This is a genomic window from Patulibacter sp. NPDC049589, assembly GCF_040675535.1.
GTDB lineage: Bacteria > Actinomycetota > Thermoleophilia > Solirubrobacterales > Solirubrobacteraceae > Patulibacter.
This window is the reverse complement of the sequence record NZ_JBFAPC010000059.1, coordinates 11,754-31,916: the sequence shown is the minus strand read 5'-3', so window position 1 is coordinate 31,916 and position 20,163 is coordinate 11,754. Positions and strand designations below refer to the sequence as shown.

Below are 20,163 nucleotides of genomic sequence, written 5' to 3'. Positions count from 1 at the left end.
GCAAGGCCTTCGGGCCGGGCGCGAACGGCCCGTTCCTGCTGGCCGTCGACATCGCCAAGAAGGACGATCCGCAGTTGCAGTCGCAGCTGGACAAGATCCAGAAGGCCGTCGCCGCGACGCCGGGCGTCAAGAGCACGTCGAAGGCGATCGTCAGCAAGGACGGCGAGATGGCGACGATCGGCGCCGTCCCCGCGACGGCACCGCAGAACGAGAAGACCAGCGACCTGCTCTCGAGCCTCCGCGACGACGTCCTGCCCAAGAGCACCGAGGGCACGCAGCTGAAGGTCTACGTCGGTGGCCAGACGGCCGGCTTCGAGGACTTCTCCGACAAGGTCGCGGGGAAGCTGCCGCTGTTCATCGCCGTCGTCATCGGCCTGTCGGTGCTGCTCCTGATCGCGGCGTTCCGCTCGCTCTGGGTCCCGCTGGTCTCCGCGGTCTTCAACCTCCTGTCGGTCGGCGCGGCCTATGGCGTGATCGTCGCGGTCTTCCAGCAGGGGGTGGGGTCGAGCCTGATCGGGGTCGACAGCGGGGTGCCGATCGTCTCGTTCATCCCGGTGATGATGTTCGCGATCCTGTTCGGGCTGAGCATGGACTACAACGTCTTCCTGCTCTCCCGGATCCACGAGGCGTACCAGGAGGGCGAGCGACCGCGACAGAGCGTCATCATCGGCATGTCGCGGATCGGCAAGGTGATCCTCGTGGCCGGCCTCGTCATGGCGGCGGTGTTCTCCGCCTTCGCGACGACGGACGACGTGACGGCCAAGATGTTCGGCATCGGCCTCGGCGTCGCGATCCTGGTCGACGTCCTGGTGGTCCGCCTGCTCGTCGCCCCCGCGGTGGTCCTGCTGCTGGGCGACAAGGCCTGGTGGCTCCCGGGCTGGCTCGACAAGATCCTGCCGAACGTCTCGCTCGAGGGGCACCTCGTGCAGAACGTCGACCCGCAGGGCGAGCCGCTCGAGGGCTTCGTGCCTCCCGCGTCGCACGCGGCGGCGCCGACCCCGGGCCTCGTCACCGGCGACTGATCGCCCGCCGGCCCCGCCCCGGGGCCGGCGACCCGCAGGACGAGCACCCGCGACCCGGCCTCGGCCGGGTCGCCGTCGTTCCGGTGCCGCGCGAATGTGCGGGCCGCCCGCCCCGCACCTCCGGGCCGCGCGACCACGCGGATCGGGCTGGACCGGCGCCGCCGCCCACCGTGTCCGCCGCCCCTCGCACGGGCACCGGGACGGCCATGGCGGACGCAGACGGGCCGATGGACATCGACGAGGTCGTCGAGATCACCCTGCAGACGGACGACCCCGGGGGTCTCGAGCGGTTCTACGTGCGCGCGTTCGGGCTCGAGGTGCTCTCCGAGGAGCGCGACCGGCGCTGGCTGAAGCTCGGGCGCCGGTCGCGCCTGGGTCTGTGGACGCCGGGCAAGAAGGAGTTCGGCGACCAGGGCGGCCGGCACGTCCACTTCGCGATGTCCGCCACCCCGGACCGCCTGGACGCGATCCACCGGCGCCTGACCGACGACATGGGCGTCGAGGTCGAGGGGCCCGTCGAGCACGACGGCGGCGACCGCTCCATCTACCTGCGCGACCCGGCGGGCAACCTCGTCGAGGTCTGGGACTTCTTCCGTCGCGGCGAGGGCGCCCGCGACGGGGCGGACGCGCTCGCGTCGTCGGGGGACGAGGGCTAGGACGGCGACGCGGGCACGTGGCGCGGCGGCCCGCGGGTCCCCACGCCGCGGGTTCCGGGTCGCCGCGGTCACGGGGGTGCGATCCGGGATCCGTCCGCGGGCGGCACCCCGCACCGCCTCGCGCCCGAGTCGGGTTCCGGGTCGCCGCGGTCACGGGGGTGCGATCCGGGATCCGTCCGCGGGACACCTCGCCAGGCCTGGCCTGGCCCGTCGGTCGACGGCGGACACCGTGTGGCCGACGATCGACCGCACCCCTAACCGGCCCCGTCCCCCGGACGATCCCGGACACCGTGTGGCCGATGATCGACCGCGCCCCCAACCGGCCCCCGTCCCCCGGACGATCCCGGACACCGTGTGGCCGACGATCGACCGCGCCCCCAACCGGCCCCCGTCCCCCGGACGATCCCGGACACCGTGTGGCCGACGATCGACCGCGCCCCCAACCGGCCCCCGTCCCCCGGACGATCCCGGACACCGTGTGGCCGACGATCGACCGCACCCCCAACCCGCCCCCGTCCCCCGGACGATCCCGGACACCACGCGACCGGGGCCGGCGCCCGGCGACCGGCCGCCCGGCGACCGGCGACGGGCGCGCGTCGCCTCAGCCTCGCCCGACCGTCGACCGGGACGCGCGGAGGTCCGCCTCGTCCGCGACGGATCGCGCCCGGCGGGCGTCGTCCTCCGGGCGCAGCCGCGCGTAGAGCCCGGCACCGACCAGCAGCAGCGCGCCGAGCGCCGCCCAGGCGACGACCCGGCCGCCGGTGCCGACGTCGGCGAGGTCGATCAGCGCGATCTTCAGGCCGATGCCGGCCAGGAAGGTCAGGCCCGTCATCCGCAGCGGGGCCTCGACGCGCGCGAGGCCGGCGGCGAGGAGCCCGAGGCCCGTCGCGGCCCAGAGGACGTCGCGCGCCACGGCCGCGGCGTCGGTGCCGCCCGCGAGGGACGTCGCGAGGTGCCCGACGAGGATCGACGCCGCCAGCAGGCCCAGGCCCCCGGCGGTGCCGGCCAGCACCCCGCGGACGCTCCGCAGGGTCGCCTCCGTCGCCGCGTCCTCGGCGGTCAGCGGCCGCACGGCCGCGGCGATCACGCCGCTCAGGGCGGAGATCCCGGCCCCGGCGGCCAGCGCCACGCCGATCAGCGGCAGGACGAGATCGCCCAGCTCGCCGTCGGGCACGGCACCCCAAGACGCCAGCAGCGCGGCGCCGTCGGCGTGCAGCAGCGCGACCCCGGCCGCGACGGCCAGGACGAGCAGGCCCGCACCGCGGGCCACGACGTCGTGGACGCGGCGGTCGATGAGCAGCAGCGCGGCGGCCTCGGTGGCGAGGACGAGCGCGATCCGGTCCCCCGGCAGCGTCGCCACCGTCCACCAGAACGCGACGGCGAGCGCGGCGAGGTCCAGCAGCATCCGGGCCTCCTCGCTGCGCGGAGCGATCACGCGGGCGGACACGCCGCAGACCGCGGCGAGGACGGCGCAGGCGACGAGGAAGCCGCCGTCGGATCCGCCGGACGCGCCGACGGTCTCGAGGAGGGTGAGCCCCGCGTGCAGGCCGAGCCCGCCGATCAGCACGGGCATCCGCACCCGGGCTGCGTGGCGGGCCAGCAGCGCGAAGGCGACCGCGGTGAGGGCCCAGCCGACGAGCTGGAGCAGGCCGCTCGCGGCGATCGCGAAGCCGAGGTCGACGACCAGGACCGCGACGGACAGCAGGACGAGCTCGACCGGCGTGGCCGACCCGGAGCGCCGGCGGACGCGCCAGGCGGCCCCGCCGAGCAGCGCGGCCGACGCCGCGAGCGTCACGACCGCGGCGGCGGGACGGTCGACCAGGGCGTAGCCACCGCCGAGCGCGGCGGCGACCGCCGCGTGGACGACGAGCAGGAGCGGCATCGACCAGCGCTCGCGGTCCTGCGGGTTGCGCAGCTCCCAGCCGGCGACCATCGCCAGGCCGGCGGCGAGCGTCGCGACGACGGCGAGGCCCGGCGCCGCGACGGTCCAGAACGGGGAGGCGTCGCCGAGATCGTCGAGCAGCGAGCCCACGTGCCAGACGACCTGCGGCAGCGCGAGCACGGTGGCCGCGGCCGCGAGCCACGTCCACGGCCGGTGGCGCAGCAGCAGCCCGGTCGCGGCCATCGCGACGACGACCACGGGCAGGACGAGCCCGTCGACCGGTGCGATCACCGGGGCGGCGAGGGCGCCGAGCAGGCCGACGCCGGCCAGCGGCGGGGCGTCCCAGCGCAGCGCCAGCAACGCCGACGCGACGCCGAGCGCCGCGAGTGCCGGCAGGCCGAGGAGACCCGGCAGCAGGTCGTAGGTGGCGGTGGCGACCGCGCCGGTGGCGTAGAGCCCGGCCAGACCGGTGCCGGCCATCGCCCAGGACGCCTCGCGGGCGACGCCGCTGCGGGCGTTGCGCAGGCCGGCGGCCAGCAGCCCGGCGGACGCGACCGCGCCGATCAGGCAGCGGAGCTCCTCCCCCAGCCAGCCGTCCCGGACGCCGAGCCAGAACAGCGTCCCGAGCGCGAACAGCAGCGCCGCACCGCCGGCCCAGGCCAGCAGGCGGCCGCCGACGAGCGCCTCGTCGAGGCGGACGCGGACCGGGCCCGGGGCGGCCATCGGTGGCGAGGGGACCCGGACGGTCGCCGTCGGCGCCTCGGCCCGCTCGCCGGGGCCGCGGTCGGCCCCGGCAGCCGGCGCTCGCTGCGCCGCGGGCTCGGGATCCGGCCGGCGGGGAGGGACCTCCGGCGCCGGCCGACGCGGCTGGGCGCCGGCCGCCGGGACGCCGACGAACGACTCCACGCGGGTCAGGCGGCGCTCGAGGTCCGCGAGGACGTCGGGCGGTGCGGTCGGGGATGCGGGGACTGCGGAACGGGACACGGTACGGCCTCTCGGACGATCTTCGGGGCCCTGTCGACCCCCGGTCAGGAGCGACCGTAGCAACGTTGTCGACCGTGAGTCAACACGTTCCTGACTCTCGGTCGACAACTCCTGACCCCCGGTCGACACGGATCACCCGTCCCCGACGGCCGATCCGTCGACCCGCGGTCGACAGGAATCGGCCCGCCGGGAGGGTCGCTCTGTCGACCACCGGTCGACAGCGGTATGCTCGGCGGGTGCCCCTGCCCCGCAAGGACCCGGCCGCCCGCGCCAAGACCGCACGGGCCTACCGCCGCATGACGGTCGACGACCGCCGGGCCGAGCTGCTCCAGCGCGGCGAGGAGCTGTTCGCCGCGCACGAGTACGGCGAGCTGACGATGTCCAAGATCGCCAAGGCCGCCGGCGTCTCGAAGCCCCTGCTGTACCACTACTTCCCGACGAAGCAGGCGTTCTTCCTCGCCACCGTGTCCCGGGGCGCGGAGGAGCTCGGGCGCCGCGTCATGCCGCGGACCGACCTCCCGCTGGGCGACGCGGCCGTCGAGAGCCTGACCGCCTACCTCAGCTGGATCGACGAGCGCCCCGAGGTCTTCCGCCGGCTGCTGACCGCCGCGGCGGCGGAGCCCGGCGTGCGCGAGATCCTCGCCGGCATCCGCGGCGACACCGTCGCCCGCATCGCCGACGCCCTCGGCCACCCCGACATCAACGCCGCCCCGGCGTCGCTGCGCGCGGCCCTGCACGGCTGGCTGCTCTTCGTCGACGGCGCGGTCCTCGTGCGCCTGGACCTCGGCGCGCCCCCGCGCGACGAGCTGGTCGAGCAGCTGCTCGGCACCCTGGCCGGCGCCGTGCTGGCCGCCGGGGACGAGACCGCCGCCGCGCGCCTGCTCGAGGCCGCGCCGGACGGCGTCGCCGGCTGAGCGTGGCGAAGCGCTCGTCGCGGCGCGGCGGCCGGCCCGCCGAGCCCGTCCGCGTCGAGTCCGGGGTCGGGACGCTCGAGCTCCAGCCCGACCGCGGGCGCCCCGGCGGCCGGCTGCTGCTGATCGACGGCCTCGCCCACGGCTACGTCGACCTGGACGACCCGACGCACCTGGAGCTCGACTACGTCGCGCGGATCGGCGCCGCGCTCGAGGTCCTCGTCCCCCGCGGCGGCGAGGCCGACGTCCTGCACCTCGGCGGCGGGGCGTTCTGCCTCCCCCGCTTCCTCGCCAGCACCCGGCCCGGCGTGCGGCAGACCGTCGTCGAGCGCTCCGGCGCCGTCATCCGCCTGGCCGAGAAGCACCTGCGGCTGCGGCGCGGCGAGCGGCTGAGCGTCCTGCAGGCCGACGGCCGGGCGATCGTGGAGCGCGGGGCCGACGACGCGTTCGACCTCGTCCTCGGCGACGCGTTCGTCGGCACCGAGACGCCCGCCGCGATGGCGACCGCGGCCTTCGCCGTCGAGGTCCGCCGCGTCCTGCGCCCCGACGGCCGCTACCTGCTCAACGTCGTCGACCAGCCGCCGTGGCCGTTCGCGGCCGAGCAGGCCGCGATCCTCCGGGCGACGTTCGCGCACGTCCTCGCGTTCGGGGGCCGCGACGTCGTGCGCGGCCGCCACGCGGGCAACGTCCTCTTCCTCGCCTCCGACGCGCCGCTGCCCGCCGACGCGCTGTCCCGCCGGATCGCCGGCGGCGCCCATCCCGCGGAGCTCGTTCCGGCCGAGCGCCTGGCCGGCTGGGGCTGAGCGACCGGTCGCCGCGTCGGAGGGCATCCCCGCCCATCCGGGATGGGACCACCGTTCCTCGCCGTCCGTCCGGGACGCGGGCGACCACAGCCCGTCCGCCCGCCCGGGACGCGGTACGCCCGCCGAGCGGGCCCGGCCGGGTCCCACGGTCCGCTAGGAATGGGGCATGACGCGACCGATTCCCCGTGACGAGGCCCTCGCGCTCCTGGAGGAGTGGGTCACCGAGACGTCCCTGCGCCGCCACTGCCTGGCCGTCGAGGCCGCCATGCGTGCGTCCGCCCGCGCCGCCGGCGAGGACGAGGAGCTCTGGGGCGTGACCGGCCTGCTGCACGACGCCGACTACGAGCGCCACCCGGACCTCGAGACCGGTCACCCGCGGGTGATCCTCGCGGAGCTCGAGCGCCGCGACGCGCCGCCGGAGATGGTCACGGCGATCGCCGGCCACGCGCCCTACCTCGGCGTCCCGCGGACGACCCCGATCGACCGTGCGCTGTTCTCGGTCGACGAGCTCACCGGCTTCGTCATGGCGTGTGCGAAGGTCCGCCCGCAGGGCATCCACGGGCTGACGGCGAAGTCGGTGCGCAAGAAGCTGAAGACGGCGTCGTTCGCGGCGGCCGTCGACCGCGGCGACGTCGCGCTCGGGGCCGAGGAGCTCGGCGTCGAGCTCGCCGACCACATCACGTTCGTCGTCGCGGCGCTGGAGCCCCTGGCGGACGAGCTCGGGATCGCCGGCACCTCGCCGGACTGATCCGGACGCCGGCCGTCGGACCGCCCGCGGCGGGGGAGCTCGCCGCCGGGCGGCGCCGACCGGACCGCGGCCCAGCGGACGCCGCGGCCCTCAGCCCGCCGGCAGCGTCTCCGCGATCCAGCGCGCGATCAGCGGCACGTGCTCCGGGGCGATGTGGTGCCCCCCGTCGTGGTCCAGCACCGTGAGGTCGAGGCCGCCGGAGCGGACGAGCTCCCGCGTCCGCTCGGCGAACGGGAAGCCGATGATCTCGTCCCGCCGGCCGTGCGCGTTGAGGACGCGGGTGGCGGCGCGGGGCCCGAGGTCCGGCGCCCAGCCGTCGACCGTCGGCACGAAGCCCGACATCCCGAGGATCCCCGCCACGACGGGCCGCTCCGGAAGCCCGCCCGGTGCGGGCGCGGGGCCGAGCCCCGTCGCGTGGCTCATGACCGACCCCATCGAGAAGCCGCCGAGGATGGTCCGGGCCGGCGCGATCCCGGTGCGGGCCCAGAGGGCGTCGTGGAAGGCGGCGAGCGTCCCGAAGGTCGCCCGGAACGAGTCGGGGTCCGGGAAGCCGACGCGCGGCACGACGTACCAGTGCTTGCCGGGCCAGCCCTGGATCCGCAGCGGGGCGCCCGGGGTGACGACGTGCAGGCGGCGCTCGGGGTCGAGGACGTCGGCCAGGCCGATCAGGTCGTGCTCGTCGGCGCCGCGGCCGTGGTGCAGCACGAGCAGGCCGTCGGGCGCGCCGTCGGCAGCGCGCTCGCGGAAGGGGAGCTCTTGGATGTCGGGGGTGCTCACGGCGGGCCTCTGCCTCTCAGGTAGTTGCTGATGCAACCATACCACCGGCGCACAGCACCGCCCCGGACGCACCCCGGCACGGGACCCCGGGCCGGGACGCCCGCGACGGGCGCCCCGGCTCCGACGATCAGACGGTCTCGGGGACCTCGATCTCGCGCTTGAGGATCTTGCCGGTCGGGCCCTTCGGCAGCGCGTCGACGATCCAGACGTGGCGCGGGTACTTGTACGCGGCGACCTGGCCCTTGACGAAGGCCTGGAGCTCGTCGGCGGTGACCGACTGGCCCTCCTTCAGCGCGACGGCCGCGGCGATCTCCTCGCCCAGGTCCTCGTGCTTGACGCCGATCACGGCGGCCTCGGAGACGGCGGGGTGCTCGTAGAGGACCTCCTCGATCTCGCGCGGGTAGACGTTGTAGCCGCCGCGGATGATCAGGTCCTTCTTGCGGTCGACGATGAAGTAGAAGTCGTCCTCGTCCCTCTTGGCCATGTCGCCGGACGAGAACCAGCCGTCCGCGGAGATCGCCTTCGCGGTCGCCTCGGGGTTCTTCCAGTAGCCCTTCATGACGTTCGGGCCCTTGATCTGGAGCTCGCCGACCTCGTCGACGCCGAGGACCTTGCCCTCCTCGTCGACCAGGCGCAGCTGCACGCCGTCGATGGCGACGCCGATGGACCCGGGCTTCATCGGCAGGTCGGCCCGGCTGAACGACGCGACCGGCGAGGTCTCCGACAGGCCGTAGCCCTCGAGGATCGGCGTGCCGAACGTCTCCTTGATGCCCTTCAGCACCTCGACCGGCAGCGCCGAGCCGCCGGACACGAACAGCCGCAGCGAGCTCGTGTCGTAGTCGCCGCGCTTGGGGTGGTGCAGCAGCGCGCCGTGCATCGTCGGCACGCCCATGAAGATCGTCACGCCGTCGCGCTGGACGATCTCGAGCGCGGTGGTCGGGTCGAAGCGCGGGAGCAGCGTGACCTCGGACCCGCAGGCGACCGAGACGTTCAGCGTGCAGGTCTGGCCGAAGACGTGGAAGAACGGCAGGCCGCCGAAGAAGACGTCCTCCTCCGACGGGTTGAACAGCCCGATCGACGCCTGGACGTTGGACCCGATGCTGTGGTGCGTGAGCTCGGCGCCCTTCGGCCGGCCGGTGGTGCCCGACGTGTAGAGGACGACCGCGGTGTCGTCGCCGTCCTTGTGCGCGACCTCCTCGATCGGCGTCGCGGCGCCGACCTTCTGGGCGATGTCCTGCGGCTCGACGAGCAGCACCTGCGCGTCGATCTCCGCCGCCTCGGCGCCACCCTGCGCCGACTCGGCGAACCCGTGCCAGGCCAGCAGCAGCTTCGCGCCGGAGTCGTCCAGGTAGTAGGCGACCTCGCGCTTGGACAGCAGCGGGTTCATCGGGACCACGACCGCGCCCAGGCGCAGCGCGCCGTAGTACGCGAGCGGGAAGTGCGGCGTGTTCGGCAGCATGATGCCGACGCGGTCGCCGGCCTGAACGCCCAGGTCCTTCAGCAGCCCGGCGACGCGCTGGCTGCCGGCCTCGAGCGCCGCGTAGGGCACGGCGGCGTCGTCCAGGCGGATCGCGATCCGCTCCGGGAACTTCGCGGCGGTGGTGGTCAGGAGCGTCGCGAGGTTCGCGTTGGACTGATCGGCCATGGGCCCATCCTGCCACCCCGCGGCCCGCCGTGCACGCCCTTCCGACCTGCGGTCGCAACCCGTTGCCTGCTGCATCTACCCACCGGTAGGAGCAGCGAGCACCGCGCGGACGGCGTCGACGGACGTGGCGCGCCGCCGCTCGCCCGGATCGCCGCGGAGGGCCGGGAGTGACGGCCGCCCACGTCGGGCGGGGCGGGAGTCGTCGCGGACCGGCCTCGCGCCGGCGGCGCGTGTGCTCCGGGCACCCGCACCGCGGCCCGACGCGGCCGGCCGTCGACCGACCGCGGTCGTCTCCCGACCGCGCGCCGCCGGGCGCCGCGAGGACGCCGCCGCCTCGTCGAGCGCCCCGACTATCGTGGACCGCTCCGCCCCACCCGCGTCCCCGGACCCGGAGGTCCCCCATGCAGAGCCCGCCCGACCCGACCAGCGCCACCGACGGCCGGCCGCCGATCCGCACGGACCTCGAGGCCCTGCGCGGCGCGTTCGGCTTCGGCGTCGCCGGCAACTTCGCGGGTCACCTCGAGCAGGCCGGCGAGGCGTCGGACTTCGTCGGCGTCGCCGCCGAGGCCGGCGCCCCGAAGGGGATCTTCCCGTTCTACGTGCCCGGCGGCGACACGTTCCTCGGGGCGTTCCCGCTGGCGACCGATCGCACGCTGCTGCCGCTCCAGGACGAGCCCGCCAACCTGCAGCTCGAGCCCGAGGTCGGGATCCTCTGCCGCGTCGCGTACGGGCAGGGCGGCGGCGTCGAGGCGCTGGAGCCGTTCGGCCTCGGCGCCTTCAACGACTGCTCGATCCGCCGGCCGGGCGCGACGAAGATCAGCGAGAAGAAGAACTGGGGCGCGGCCTCCAAGGGCGTCGCCGCGGAGCTCTTCGCGATCGAGGACCTCGACCCCGCGGGCCCCACGCGGGACTTCCGCCTGGCGAGCTTCCTGCGCCGCGACGGCGAGACGCACGACTACGGGATCGACAGCCCGGTCCCCGGCTACTCGTACTACGGCGCGCAGCTCGTCGACTGGATCGTCGAGCGGCTGGCGCACCAGGAGGGTGGCGACGGCACGCCGCTGGAGCCCGTCGGCGCGTACCTGCGCGCTGCCCGCCCCGAGCTGGTCCTGATCGGCATCGGCGCGACCCGCTACACCGACTACGGCGAGACGACGTTCCTGCGGGACGGCGACGTCTCGTTCGTCGTCGTCTACGACGGGGCGCAGGTGACGCCGGAGCAGGTCCGCGCCGCGATCGCCGCCGACGACACGTCCGGGCTGCCCGGGGCGTCGGTGCTGCGGCAGGCGGTCACCTCGGGCTGAGTCCCGAGGCCCGCGGCGGAGCACGGGGGACCGGACGTCGCGGGGGCCCAGCCGTCGACCGACCGCCGGCCCCCGCGGCGGCGGCCGGCGCGAGGCCGGCCGCCGATCCTCGCCGGCGGTCAGCGCGTGACGGAGACCCGCGCGGTGCGGGTCACCTTCTCGGTGCCGGCCGTCGTCGTGACGGAGATCGTGAGCTTCGCGGCCTTGCGGCGCGCGAGCTTCGACGCCGACAGCTTCGCCGCCTTGGGGCTGTTGGCCGACAGCTTCAGCGTCGTCGTGGACAGCGTCTTCGAGCCGTTCTTCAGCGTGACCTTCGCGGACGACGCCTTCGTCGCCAGGAGCGACACCGGGACGCCCTTGCGGGCGGCGGCGTTGCTCAGGGTGCCCGGCGCGGCGATCCCGCCGGCGAGCTTCACGGCCGGCGCGAGGCCGGGGACCGTCGTCGTCGGTCCGGGGACCGTGACCGTGGTGGTCGGGCCGGGCGTCGTGACCGTCGTCGTCGGGCCCGCCGGCAGCGTGCTCGGCGTCTGGCCGAGCATGATGTCGTAGAGGTCCGTCTGGTCGATGAAGCCGTTGACGTTGGCGGCCTGCGGGCCCTTGGCGGCCACGCGGATCTGCGAACCGGTGTGGCCCTGGGACGTGTTGCCGTTGACCGGCGGCTCCGCCGTGCTGTAGCCGATCGTCATCGGGTCGCCGTCGACCGTCTGCACGGTCGCCGTCGCCTTGCCGCCGCTCGTGCCGCCGACGATCTGCGTCGAGTGGGAGTGGTCGCCCGTGACGATGACGAGCGTGTCGGGGTTCGTCTTCTGGAACTCCAGCGCGATCTGCACCGAGCGGTCGAGCTCGGCGAGGTCACCGATCGCGCCGCAGGCGTCCGCGGCGTGCTCCTGCTTGTCGACCATCGCCGACTCGACCTGCAGGAAGAAGCCCTTGTCGTTGTCCTGCTTCAGCAGGTCGATGGCCTTCTGCGTCATGTCGCCCAGGCGCGGCTGGGTGCCGCGCGCCGCGACGCTGCACTTCTGCGTCGCCGAGCCGGCGCCGGCGGCCGTCGCCACGAGCGGCTCGTAGTACGGGATCATGTTCTCGCCCGTGGTGGCCTTGGGGTTCGCCTCGGTCCCGCCGGAGAACAGGCCGAGGACCGGGCCGTCCTGCAGCGACGTGACGGCGTCGAGCTGCGCCTTCGTGGCGATGTCGCGGTAGCCGTGGACGGTCTTCGCGCGGTCGAGGACCGTGCCGCCCGCGTCCGTGGTCTGGACGAAGCGGTTGCGGGCGCCGCCCAACAGGACGTCGATCTTGTTGTCGACGAGCTGCTCGGCGACCGAGCCCTTGCCGCCGTTGGCCTTCTTCGCCGGGAGGCAGTCGGCCATGTTCTCCGGGCCCTGGCAGGCGCGGGCGTTGAGGTGCGAGCCGGCGGCGGCGGGCGTCGCGTCGGTCAGCGCGGAGGTCGTGATGTTGCCGACGCGCTTGCCGTCCTTCTTGAACTTCTCGAGAACGGTCTCGTAGTCGACGCCGGGGACGTTCGAGCCGGAGCTCGGGCCCTGCGACAGGCGTCCGTCGACGGTCTTCTTGCCGGTCGACCAGCCCGACGCGGTCGGGGCCGAGTCGGAGACGTAGGCGAACGGGTAGCGGCTGCCGTCCGGGGCGGTCTTCAGCCCGTACGTCGTCATGTCGCCGACGAAGGGCAGGTTGTCGAGGCCCGCGAACGCGCCGGCGGCGCCCTTCTCGTAGTTGCGGGCGGCGGTGATGATCGCCTCGTCGGTGCCGTCGCCGATCAGCAGGATGACGTTCTTCGGCTTCGCCGGGTCGATCTGCGCGGCGAGGGTCGCGGAGTGGTCGCCGTCGGCGGACGGTGAGACGGCCAGCGCGGTCGCGCCGCCGGCGAGGGCGACGGCCACCGCGGCGGTCGCGACGAGCGGGCCGCGGGTCTTCGGGAGCTTGGGGAGCTGCATCTGGGTCTTTCGTTCGGGGTCGTGATGTCTGGAAGTCGGGGGCGACGGGGCCCGGGGCGCGATGGCCCGCGGGTCCGCCGCTGCGCCGCCGGCCGCCCGGGGCCGGCGTCCGCGCCCGGGGCGTGGAGCGCGGGCGCCGCGGGGCGGAGGCGGCGGGCCCGGGCGTGGGCCCGGGCAGGGTCGGTAGGTGGGTCGCGACGATCCGGCCTCCCGCGACGGCGGACCGACCCGCGCGGGTGAGCGCGGACCGGCGCGGACGCCGGAGGATCGCCGGCGGCCGTCCGGGGTCCGCCCGCACTCGCGGGCGAGCCGCCGGAATCCGTCCGCGGTCGCGGCCGTCCCACCGGGGACAGCCCGCACTCGCGGGCGGACCACCGGCCGTGCCGCCCGGTCGCGCGCCGTTCTCGCGGGCGACCGTGCGGTCCGGGGTGACGCCGCGCGGGCGCGGGTGGTCGTCCGGCGGCCCGGCACCGTCCGCCCGTGGTCGGCGGGCCGTAGGACGGATCCGGGGCGCGACCGGCCGTGACGACGGGCGCCCTCACGCTGTGCGCGCGGACGGACCCGGGGCGTCAGGCCGGGAGGACGCGCGGTGGCGCGCGGCCGGCCGAGCGGCCGGCGCGGGCGGGGTGCGGCCGGGCGCAGCGACCGGCGGAGCCGGGGCCGCGCGCGGCGAGCGCCGTGACGGAGACCCGGACTCCGGGGCCGCCGTCGGGGCGGGCGGCGAGGACGAGGACCCAGGAGATCCCGGCGGCCGCGAGCAGCACGGGCGCCAGCAGCGCCAGCACCGGCGGCGCGGCGTGGAGCAGGTGGCCGAGCGCGCCCTCGTGGCCGTGCTGCACGGCGTCGCGGGCGACCGCGACGGCCTCGGGCCCCGCCGCCGCGAGGAGGATGACGGCGAGCATCGTCCGTGCCTCGCCCGACGTCGGCCGACCGCCCGCGCGCGGAGCGAGCAGCACGAGCACGAGCGCCGCGACGAGCGGGAGGACCGCCAGGTGCGCCAGGCCGGCCACCACGGCAGGAGCGGGAGCCCAGTGCAGCGCCTGGGAGAGCAGGAGCCCGCTCGCGGCGCAACCCAGGAGGGTCGCCGGCCGCGGGCGATTGGCGTGCGGGACGGCCACGACGGCCCAAGATGCCACCCGCGGCGGGCGAGGAGGTGAACGTCCTGAGACGTCGTCGGCCTCGTCGGGCCGAGCCGCGGCCAGCTCAGCCGGCGGCCTCGATCGCCCGGATCACGTCCTGCGGGCGATCGGCGTAGAAGCGGACGCGCCGGGCGTCGCACGGGCGGTCGCCGGTGATCGCGACCGGCACCTCGAGCTCGAGCTCGACGTTCGCGGCGCCCATGACCGACACCGTCAGGACGTCGCCGTCGACCTCCACCGAGCGCGGCATCCCCGAGACGCGCACCGCTCGCACCCCGACGACCCGCTCCAGCGGCACGTGGAGCGACGCGAACGTCATGCAGTTCAGCGCGAGGCGACCGTCGGCCACCCAGTGGGGCCGGACCCACATCGACGCCACGAGCCCGAGCAGCCAGAGGCAGAAGTACGCCGACGCGACGAGGAGGACGATCCGGACGGCGGTCCACGGCACGACCAGCTCGACGACGACGAGCTCGAGGATCGACACGGGCAGGAGCGCCAGGAGCAGCGGGCGCAGCTGCCGACCGTAGGACGCGGTCACGGCGGCCTCCGGGGCGATCCGACGGCGGAGCGGCCAGCGTGCCAGCGACGAGAACGTCCGTGCCTCCATGATCACCAGCCGCGCCGGGAGCGGCGGCAGCACCCCGCGCATCGCGTCCTCGAGCGCCGCGGCACGCCCCCGACCGTTCGCGCGGGCGGCGCGGAACGTCCGGACGACGACCGCGATCTCCGCGAGCACGACCACGCCGAGCAGGAGCTCGACGGCGACCACGACGACGAGCCCCGACCCGAGGGGGACCGCCCCGGCCCCGACGACCGCGATCTCCACCGCGACGACGACGAACGGGAGCCACCGCAGGCCCCGTGCCGTCCTGGTCCGTGCGCTGGGGCGATCGATGTCCGGCGTCCTCTCCGTCCGGGGCCAGGCCGTCGACGCGCTCAACGGCGCCGACCGGCCTACGGGCCCCCGTTCGAGGGTAGGAGACGGGCGGCGGGGCGCCCGGCGGTGAGTCGCCCCGCTCAGCGCGGGACGGTCACCGTGCGCTGGACGCGCTGGACGGCCCCGCCACCGATCGTGATGCGGTGCACACCGGGCCGCAGCCGGACCGCGACGCGGTTCGTCCCGCCCGACAGCGTCCGGCGCAGCCGCCGGACCGTGCGCCACGTGGTCGTCGTGCGACCCCCGGCCCGCGCGCGGCGGACGCGGCGCTCGATGCGGATCACGGACGCGCCGGGCCCCGAGGACGCGAACGTCAGGCCCGACCGCGCCGCGCCGAGGCCGGTGACGACGGCGCGGCCCGCCGCCGCGGCGCCCGGCCCGTCCGTCTTCCGGTCCTTGTCACCCGCCGAGCCGGGACGCCACGCCGGCTCCGCCGGCGACGTCGCCTCCGGCACGGTCCCGTTCGGGTCGCGCACGTAGTACGTCGTCGTCCCGACGCTGGTGGCGTAGAGCGCGTCGCCCGAGTAGGTCGCGACGATCGACTCGGTGCGCGGGGCGATGTCCCCGGGGCTCTGGTAGCCGTTCTCGCACCAGATGACGTTCGGGAAGGGCGGGCCCCAGTCCGGGTGGTACGGGGTGATCCCGCACTCCGTCGTGACGGTCTGCGACCCGGGGCCGCTCGACGTCCAGGAGAGGCTCCCGGTCGGCATCGGCGCCCCGGCGGGCACGTCGGCGTAGACGCCCACCTGGCACGAGCGGAGGCCGGCCGTGCCGATCCCGGCGCAGCGGATGGTCGTCTGCGTCGGGATCGGCGCGGCGTCCGCGCCCGCCGCAGCGGCGCCGGACGCCAGGAGCGCGAGCGCCGTCCCGGCAGTCGCCCGGCGGACCCACCGGGACGGGAATCGGACGTCTGGGCACGCACCACGCATACGGGGTGCATCGTCACGGCCGGCCCGCGACTTGAGCCGTCGCCGTCCGCTCCGCCGTCCGCGGTGCGCTGCGGGGCAGGCCGAACACCTCCGCCCCGGCCCCGCCGCTCAGACCACGTGGAACGTGTCCGGGTCCGGACCCTGGCGCTCGTCCTGGTTCAGCGCGCTGATCGCGGCGAGATCGTCGGCCGTGAGCTCGAAGTCGAAGACCTGGAAGTTCTCCTCGACGCGCGAGGCGGTGACGGACTTCGGGAAGATGATGTTCCCCTCCTGCAGCTGCCAGCGCAGGATCGTCTGGGCGGGCGTCTTGCCCACGCGCTCGGCGATCCCCGCGATCGTCGCGTCCTGCAGCAGGTCGCCACCCTGGGCGAGCGGGCTCCACGCCTCGGTGTGGATCCCCTTCTCGGCCTGGAACGCCTTGAGCGCCGTCTGGGTCAGCAGCGGGTGCAGCTCGATCTGGTTGACGGCGGGGACGACGTCGCCCGCCGCGAGGATCCGCTCGAGGTGGGCCTGCTGGAAGTTCGAGACGCCGATCGCGCGGGTGCGGCCGGTCGCCAGGATCTCCTCGAGCGCCTTCCAGGTCTCGACGTAGTCGTCGTGGTCCGGGATCGGCCAGTGGACGAGGTAGAGGTCCAGGACGTCGACGCCGAGCTTCTCCAGACTGACGTCGAACGCCTTCAGGGCCTTCTCGCGACCGTGGTCGGCGTTCCAGAGCTTCGTCGTGACGAAGACCTCGTCGCGGGCGAGCCCGGAGGCCTTCAGCGCGGCGCCGACCTGCGCCTCGTTGCCGTACGCGGCGGCGGTGTCGATGTGGCGGTAGCCGGTCTCCAGCGCGTGCTCGACGATGCCCTGGGTGTCCTCCTCGGGGATCTGCCAGGTGCCGAAGCCGAACTGCGGGATGTCGACGCCGTTGTTGAGCGTGACGACCGGGACGTCGGTGACCTCGGGCATGCGTTCGTGTCCTTCTTCTCGGAGGTCGTCACCGGACCTCGGTCCGGTGACGCTGTCCGGAACTCATACCCGAACCGACCTCGCACCCGCGGCGCACGGGCGTGCGCGGCCCCGCCCCCCGACGGCGGGCGGCGGGGCACTCGGGGCCCACCGCCCGGACGGGTCAGGCGTCGAGGCGGTCGACGTCCGACCAGTCCGCGCCGGCGGGGTAGGCGGCGTCGTCGGCGTCCGGGCCGAACGCGTCGAACGCCTGGGGCGCCCGGCCGGAGAGCGGCCCCGATCCGTAGATGCCGGTGTCGTCGAGGACGGCGACCGGCGTGTAGATCCGAGCGACCCCGGAGTCGCCGGAGAACGGGTCGACGGAGCGCAGCGGCCCGGAGCCGCCCCGGGCGACGCCGACCGGCGCCTCGTCGTCGGTGCCCCGGAACCCGGACCCGTACAGCGGGTCGAGCAGGGCGTCCTCCGACGGGCGGAGGTGCAGGTGGGAGAGCGCGGTCATGGGGGAGTCCTTGCCGGAGCCGCTCCGCGTCGGGTCGTGACGCGCCGGCCGTTCCGTCGGCCGATGGGCTCCTTCGAAGTCCCCCTGCACCATGCGCGCCTCGTCCCGGACCTTCGCGGGGTCGGCGGTGACGGACCCGCCGGGCGTGGGGGTGTCCCGTCGTGCCCGTGGCTCAGTGCCGGCCCCACACCGGCGGGTCCGGCTCGCCGGTGAACGCGCGCATCCGCACGTCGGCCTCGGCGGAGCGCGCCGGCGCGTCCGGGTCCTCGGCGGCGAACAGCCACGCCGCCGACGCGAGCTCGCGCACGCGCAGGCAGACGGCCCAGGAGTCGTCCTCGGGGCACCCGTAGCCGCGACGGACGGCGTCCCACCAGGCCGGGTCCGCCCCGTAGCGCCGCGGGTGCAGGGCGGCCGGCGCCAGGTCCCACGCGCGCGGGCCGCGGCCGATCAGGTCGAAGTCCGCGAGAACCGTGCGCCCCGTCCCGGACTCGGTCAGGACGTTGCCCGGGTGCGCGTCGCCGTGGACGACGCCGAACGGGGTGGTCGTGGCCAGCTCGTCCAGGCGGGTGACCAGGCCGGCCCGGACGTGTTCGAGCGTGGCCAGCTCCTCAGCGGAGAAGTTCGGGTTGCGGTGCAGCCCCCCGAGTCGCGCGGCGATCAGCTCGAGCGCACCCCAGCCCGGGAGCGGCGCATCGAGGTCGGCCGTGACGTCGTGGAAGCCTCGCAGGAGCTGTCCGAACGCCGCCCCGTCGGTGACGACGGACGGGTCGTGCGGGATCCACTCCCACGCCGTGACCCGGTGGCCGTCGACGTCGACCGGCTGCTCCACCGCCAGCGGTCGGACGGCGTCGAACCCGCGCGCGGCGAGGAACCGCGCGAGGTGCAGCTCGCGCTCCACGGCCGCGCGCCCGCGGCCGGCGGGGGCGACCCGGACGACGGCGTCGCCCACGCGGTGGCTGGCGTTGGTGCCCAGCCGCAGCAGCTCCGGCGTGCCGGTCAGGCCCCACTGCGCGGCGGCCGCCGCGACCAGCGGGGCCGCGTCGTCGGCGGTCCAGGGTCTGCGGATGGCCTCCATCCGTCGATCATGGCGAACCGCGGGGGAAGCGGACCGCGACCCGCTCCGCGTGGACCCCGCCGACCCCGACGCGAGCTCCGGCCCGCCAGGGTCGGACCAGGGGAATCCCCGGTCGGCGAGGGCGCACGGGGCGTATATGGTCCGCCCCGCGTGCCGCCCGTCCCGACGCTCCCGTCGGCCCACCCCCGAACGCGCCGCGCACCGCCATGGAACCCGTCATCTCCCTGAACAACGTCACGAAGAAGTTCGGCCAGAACGTCGCCGTCGACAACGTCACGATCGACGTGCCCCGCGGCCAGTGCTTCGCGTGGCTCGGGCCGAACGGCTGCGGCAAGACGACCCTGATCCGCATGATGCTGGGCCTCGCCCGGATGTCGTCGGGCTCGATCAAGGTCCGCGGGCTGTCCGTGCCCGGCGAGACCCAGCAGGCGCTCGCCCGCGTCGGCGCGATCGTCGAGGAGCCGCGCTTCTACCCGTACCTGTCGGGCCGCAAGAACCTCGAGATCTGGGCCGCCCACCAGGGCGGCGGCGCGTACGACCAGATCGCCCCGTCGCTGGACCGCGTCGGCCTCACCAGCCGCGCGAACGACAAGGTCGGCGGCTACTCGCTCGGCATGCGCCAGCGCCTGGGCGTCGCCCGCGCGCTCCTGAACGACCCGGAGCTGCTCGTCCTCGACGAGCCGACCAACGGCCTCGACCCGGCCGGGCTGCAGGAGTTCCGCAACATGATCAAGGAGCTCGTGCGCGAGGGCCGCAGCGTCTTCATCTCGTCGCACATCCTCAGCGAGGTCGAGCTGATGGCCGACCACGTCGCGATCATCGAGAAGGGCAAGATGCTCACGCACGGGTCGCTCGACGACCTCAAGCGGGGCGGCACCCACGCGATCGCCGTCCGCACCACCGACGTCGACGCGGCCGAGCGGATCCTCGGCGCGCTGCCGTTCTCGCTCGGCGTCACGCGCGCGACGCCCGACACGCTGAACGTCAAGGTCCAGGAGATCCAGGACGACATGCTGCTGCAGACCGGGCGCGAGCTCTTCTCCGCCGGCGTCGGGATCCTCGAGCTGCGCAAGGAGGGCGAGACCCTCGAGCGGCGATTCCTCGAGATCACGGGCGCCACCGCCGGCGAGCTCGGCGGCCGGATGGGCGCCGTCACCCCGGGCGGGGCCAGTACCCCCGGCCCCGCGGCGGGGGAGCAGGGCTGATGGTCCCCCTGCTGCGCGCCGAGCTCCGGCGCATCGTGGGCCGACGTGGCTCGTTCTACGGGGCCATCGCCTTCGCGATGCTGATCGAGATCATCGCGGTGATCGCCGCGACGCCCGACAGCGACGACAGCGCGATCGAGATCGCCTCCGCCGCCGGCCGCTACTCCGGGCTCCTCGGCGTCGTCGTGATGGGGGCTCTCGCGGGCAGCTACGACACCGCCAACGGCACCATGCGCTACCTCGTCCTGACGGGCGTGCCGCGCTGGAAGATCGCGGTCGTCCACCTGCTGGGCATGATGCTCGCCGTCCTCCCGATGGCGCTCCTGATCCTCGTCGTCGGCGTCGCCTGGGGCGCGTCGGACGGCGGGATGACCGGCACCGACGTGCTCGAGAGCGTCTGGGCCGTCCTCGCGACCCTGTGGGCCTGGGGCCTCGTGGCCGCCTCCATCGGGATGCTGATGCGCTCCAACGGCCCGGCGATCGCCGTCGCCATCGTCCTGTTCTTCGGCGGCACGCTGATCACCGGCCTGGTCTCGGAGTTCATCTCGGAGTCGCTGTCCAACTACCTGCTGCCGTCGGCGTTCGAGCAGGTCGCCAGCCTGGAGAAGGCCGGCGGGGACAACGACTTCAAGCTCGCCCTCGGCGGTGCGTTCGCGGTGCTCGCGGTCTGGCTGGCGGCGCTCACCGCGCTCGCCATCACGCGCACCAACCGCGACGAGTACTGAGCCGCGGCGTGGACCGGCC

The 20,163-nt window shown here is 75.2% G+C and carries 18 protein-coding genes; 8 read left to right on the top strand and 10 right to left on the bottom strand.

Going from position 1 to position 20,163, the window contains the following annotated elements; translation table 11 throughout:
* Both AB0L40_RS13050 and AB0L40_RS13045 read left to right on the top strand, forming a co-directional pair.
* Nucleotides 1-1,022, top strand: a 1,022-nt coding sequence (locus AB0L40_RS13050) for an MMPL family transporter (protein WP_364354701.1), incomplete at its 5' end; no start/stop codon positions are given.
* Nucleotides 1,023-1,228: 206 nt separating this feature from the next.
* On the top strand, nucleotides 1,229-1,678 hold the full coding sequence (locus tag AB0L40_RS13045) for a VOC family protein (RefSeq protein WP_364354698.1): 450 nt from the start codon (nucleotides 1,229-1,231) through the stop codon (nucleotides 1,676-1,678).
* A 601-nt stretch (nucleotides 1,679-2,279) separates the two neighbouring features.
* Here the strand turns inward: AB0L40_RS13045 and AB0L40_RS13040 are convergent.
* Nucleotides 2,280-4,544: a DUF2339 domain-containing protein gene (locus AB0L40_RS13040; RefSeq protein ID WP_364354695.1), complete on the bottom strand. Its 2,265-nt coding sequence runs from the start codon at nucleotides 4,542-4,544 to the stop codon at nucleotides 2,280-2,282.
* A gap of 236 nt (nucleotides 4,545-4,780) precedes the next feature.
* Here AB0L40_RS13040 and AB0L40_RS13035 point away from each other — a divergent pair, with 236 nt between their 5' ends.
* The 3 genes from AB0L40_RS13035 (at nucleotide 4,781) to AB0L40_RS13025 (ending at nucleotide 7,006) form a co-directional block, all read left to right on the top strand.
* Nucleotides 4,781-5,458: a TetR/AcrR family transcriptional regulator gene (locus AB0L40_RS13035; RefSeq protein WP_364354692.1), complete on the top strand. Its 678-nt coding sequence runs from the start codon at nucleotides 4,781-4,783 to the stop codon at nucleotides 5,456-5,458.
* A 2-nt stretch (nucleotides 5,459-5,460) separates the two neighbouring features.
* Nucleotides 5,461-6,258, top strand: a complete 798-nt coding sequence (locus AB0L40_RS13030; protein WP_364354689.1) for a fused MFS/spermidine synthase — start codon at nucleotides 5,461-5,463, stop codon at nucleotides 6,256-6,258.
* Between the two features lie 166 nt (nucleotides 6,259-6,424).
* Nucleotides 6,425-7,006: an HDIG domain-containing metalloprotein gene (locus AB0L40_RS13025; RefSeq protein WP_364354686.1), complete on the top strand. Its 582-nt coding sequence runs from the start codon at nucleotides 6,425-6,427 to the stop codon at nucleotides 7,004-7,006.
* 90 nt (nucleotides 7,007-7,096) lie between these two features.
* Here the strand turns inward: AB0L40_RS13025 and AB0L40_RS13020 are convergent, their stop codons facing one another.
* Together AB0L40_RS13020 and AB0L40_RS13015 are read right to left on the bottom strand one after the other, a co-directional pair.
* Nucleotides 7,097-7,783 carry a phospholipase gene (locus AB0L40_RS13020; RefSeq protein ID WP_364354683.1) on the bottom strand — a complete coding sequence of 229 codons (687 nt, stop codon included), beginning with the start codon at nucleotides 7,781-7,783 and terminating at the stop codon, nucleotides 7,097-7,099.
* Nucleotides 7,784-7,910: 127 nt separating this feature from the next.
* Nucleotides 7,911-9,428: a long-chain fatty acid--CoA ligase gene (locus AB0L40_RS13015; RefSeq protein ID WP_364354680.1), complete on the bottom strand. Its 1,518-nt coding sequence runs from the start codon at nucleotides 9,426-9,428 to the stop codon at nucleotides 7,911-7,913.
* 401 nt (nucleotides 9,429-9,829) lie between these two features.
* On the opposite strand from AB0L40_RS13015, the gene AB0L40_RS13010 reads away from it, so the two are divergent.
* Entirely contained in the window at nucleotides 9,830-10,732 is a 903-nt protein-coding gene (locus AB0L40_RS13010; protein ID WP_364354677.1) for a DUF5718 family protein, read from the top strand.
* A gap of 119 nt (nucleotides 10,733-10,851) precedes the next feature.
* Here the strand turns inward: AB0L40_RS13010 and AB0L40_RS13005 are convergent, their stop codons facing one another.
* From AB0L40_RS13005 to AB0L40_RS12975, 7 genes are all read right to left on the bottom strand, one after another.
* Nucleotides 10,852-12,681 (bottom strand): alkaline phosphatase, encoded by a 1,830-nt coding sequence (locus tag AB0L40_RS13005; RefSeq protein WP_364354674.1) that lies wholly within the window; start codon nucleotides 12,679-12,681, stop codon nucleotides 10,852-10,854.
* 569 nt (nucleotides 12,682-13,250) lie between these two features.
* Entirely contained in the window at nucleotides 13,251-13,799 is a 549-nt protein-coding gene (locus AB0L40_RS13000) for a hypothetical protein (protein WP_364354671.1), read from the bottom strand.
* 85 nt (nucleotides 13,800-13,884) lie between these two features.
* Nucleotides 13,885-14,763 (bottom strand): hypothetical protein, encoded by an 879-nt coding sequence (locus AB0L40_RS12995; protein ID WP_364354668.1) that lies wholly within the window; start codon nucleotides 14,761-14,763, stop codon nucleotides 13,885-13,887.
* A gap of 77 nt (nucleotides 14,764-14,840) precedes the next feature.
* Nucleotides 14,841-15,689, bottom strand: coding sequence for a hypothetical protein (locus AB0L40_RS12990; protein ID WP_364354665.1), 849 nt, complete (start codon nucleotides 15,687-15,689; stop codon nucleotides 14,841-14,843).
* Nucleotides 15,690-15,797: 108 nt separating this feature from the next.
* The gene (locus AB0L40_RS12985; RefSeq protein WP_364354662.1) at nucleotides 15,798-16,640 is read right to left on the bottom strand and encodes an aldo/keto reductase; all 843 of its coding nucleotides are present in this window, start codon (nucleotides 16,638-16,640) and stop codon (nucleotides 15,798-15,800) included.
* A gap of 163 nt (nucleotides 16,641-16,803) precedes the next feature.
* A complete protein-coding gene (locus AB0L40_RS12980) occupies nucleotides 16,804-17,139 on the bottom strand; it encodes a hypothetical protein (RefSeq protein ID WP_364354659.1) in 336 nt (111 codons plus the stop codon).
* A 172-nt stretch (nucleotides 17,140-17,311) separates the two neighbouring features.
* Nucleotides 17,312-18,214: an aminoglycoside phosphotransferase family protein gene (locus AB0L40_RS12975; protein WP_364354656.1), complete on the bottom strand. Its 903-nt coding sequence runs from the start codon at nucleotides 18,212-18,214 to the stop codon at nucleotides 17,312-17,314.
* A 206-nt stretch (nucleotides 18,215-18,420) separates the two neighbouring features.
* Between AB0L40_RS12975 and AB0L40_RS12970 the strand changes: the two genes are divergently transcribed.
* Entirely contained in the window at nucleotides 18,421-19,419 is a 999-nt protein-coding gene (locus AB0L40_RS12970; RefSeq protein WP_364354653.1) for an ABC transporter ATP-binding protein, read from the top strand.
* Nucleotides 19,419-20,144, top strand: coding sequence for a hypothetical protein (locus AB0L40_RS12965; RefSeq protein WP_364354650.1), 726 nt, complete (start codon nucleotides 19,419-19,421; stop codon nucleotides 20,142-20,144). The genes AB0L40_RS12970 and AB0L40_RS12965 overlap by 1 nt, the downstream gene beginning before the upstream one ends.
* Nucleotides 20,145-20,163 lie beyond the last annotated feature (19 nt).

Excerpts from the sequence above, each read along its gene's own strand:
- AB0L40_RS13045 (WP_364354698.1), top strand. The coding sequence starts at position 1,229 with ATGGCGGACGCAGACGGGCCGATGGACATCGACGAGGTCGTCGAGATC.
- AB0L40_RS13025 (WP_364354686.1), top strand. The coding sequence starts at position 6,425 with ATGACGCGACCGATTCCCCGTGACGAGGCCCTCGCGCTCCTGGAGGAG.
- AB0L40_RS13015 (WP_364354680.1), bottom strand. The coding sequence starts at position 9,428 with ATGGCCGATCAGTCCAACGCGAACCTCGCGACGCTCCTGACCACCACC.
- AB0L40_RS13010 (WP_364354677.1), top strand. The coding sequence starts at position 9,830 with ATGCAGAGCCCGCCCGACCCGACCAGCGCCACCGACGGCCGGCCGCCG.
- AB0L40_RS13005 (WP_364354674.1), bottom strand. The coding sequence starts at position 12,681 with ATGCAGCTCCCCAAGCTCCCGAAGACCCGCGGCCCGCTCGTCGCGACC.
- AB0L40_RS12990 (WP_364354665.1), bottom strand. The coding sequence starts at position 15,689 with ATGCGTGGTGCGTGCCCAGACGTCCGATTCCCGTCCCGGTGGGTCCGC.
- AB0L40_RS12985 (WP_364354662.1), bottom strand. The coding sequence starts at position 16,640 with ATGCCCGAGGTCACCGACGTCCCGGTCGTCACGCTCAACAACGGCGTC.
- AB0L40_RS12980 (WP_364354659.1), bottom strand. The coding sequence starts at position 17,139 with ATGACCGCGCTCTCCCACCTGCACCTCCGCCCGTCGGAGGACGCCCTG.
- AB0L40_RS12975 (WP_364354656.1), bottom strand. The coding sequence starts at position 18,214 with ATGGAGGCCATCCGCAGACCCTGGACCGCCGACGACGCGGCCCCGCTG.
- AB0L40_RS12970 (WP_364354653.1), top strand. The coding sequence starts at position 18,421 with ATGGAACCCGTCATCTCCCTGAACAACGTCACGAAGAAGTTCGGCCAG.
- AB0L40_RS12965 (WP_364354650.1), top strand. The coding sequence starts at position 19,419 with ATGGTCCCCCTGCTGCGCGCCGAGCTCCGGCGCATCGTGGGCCGACGT.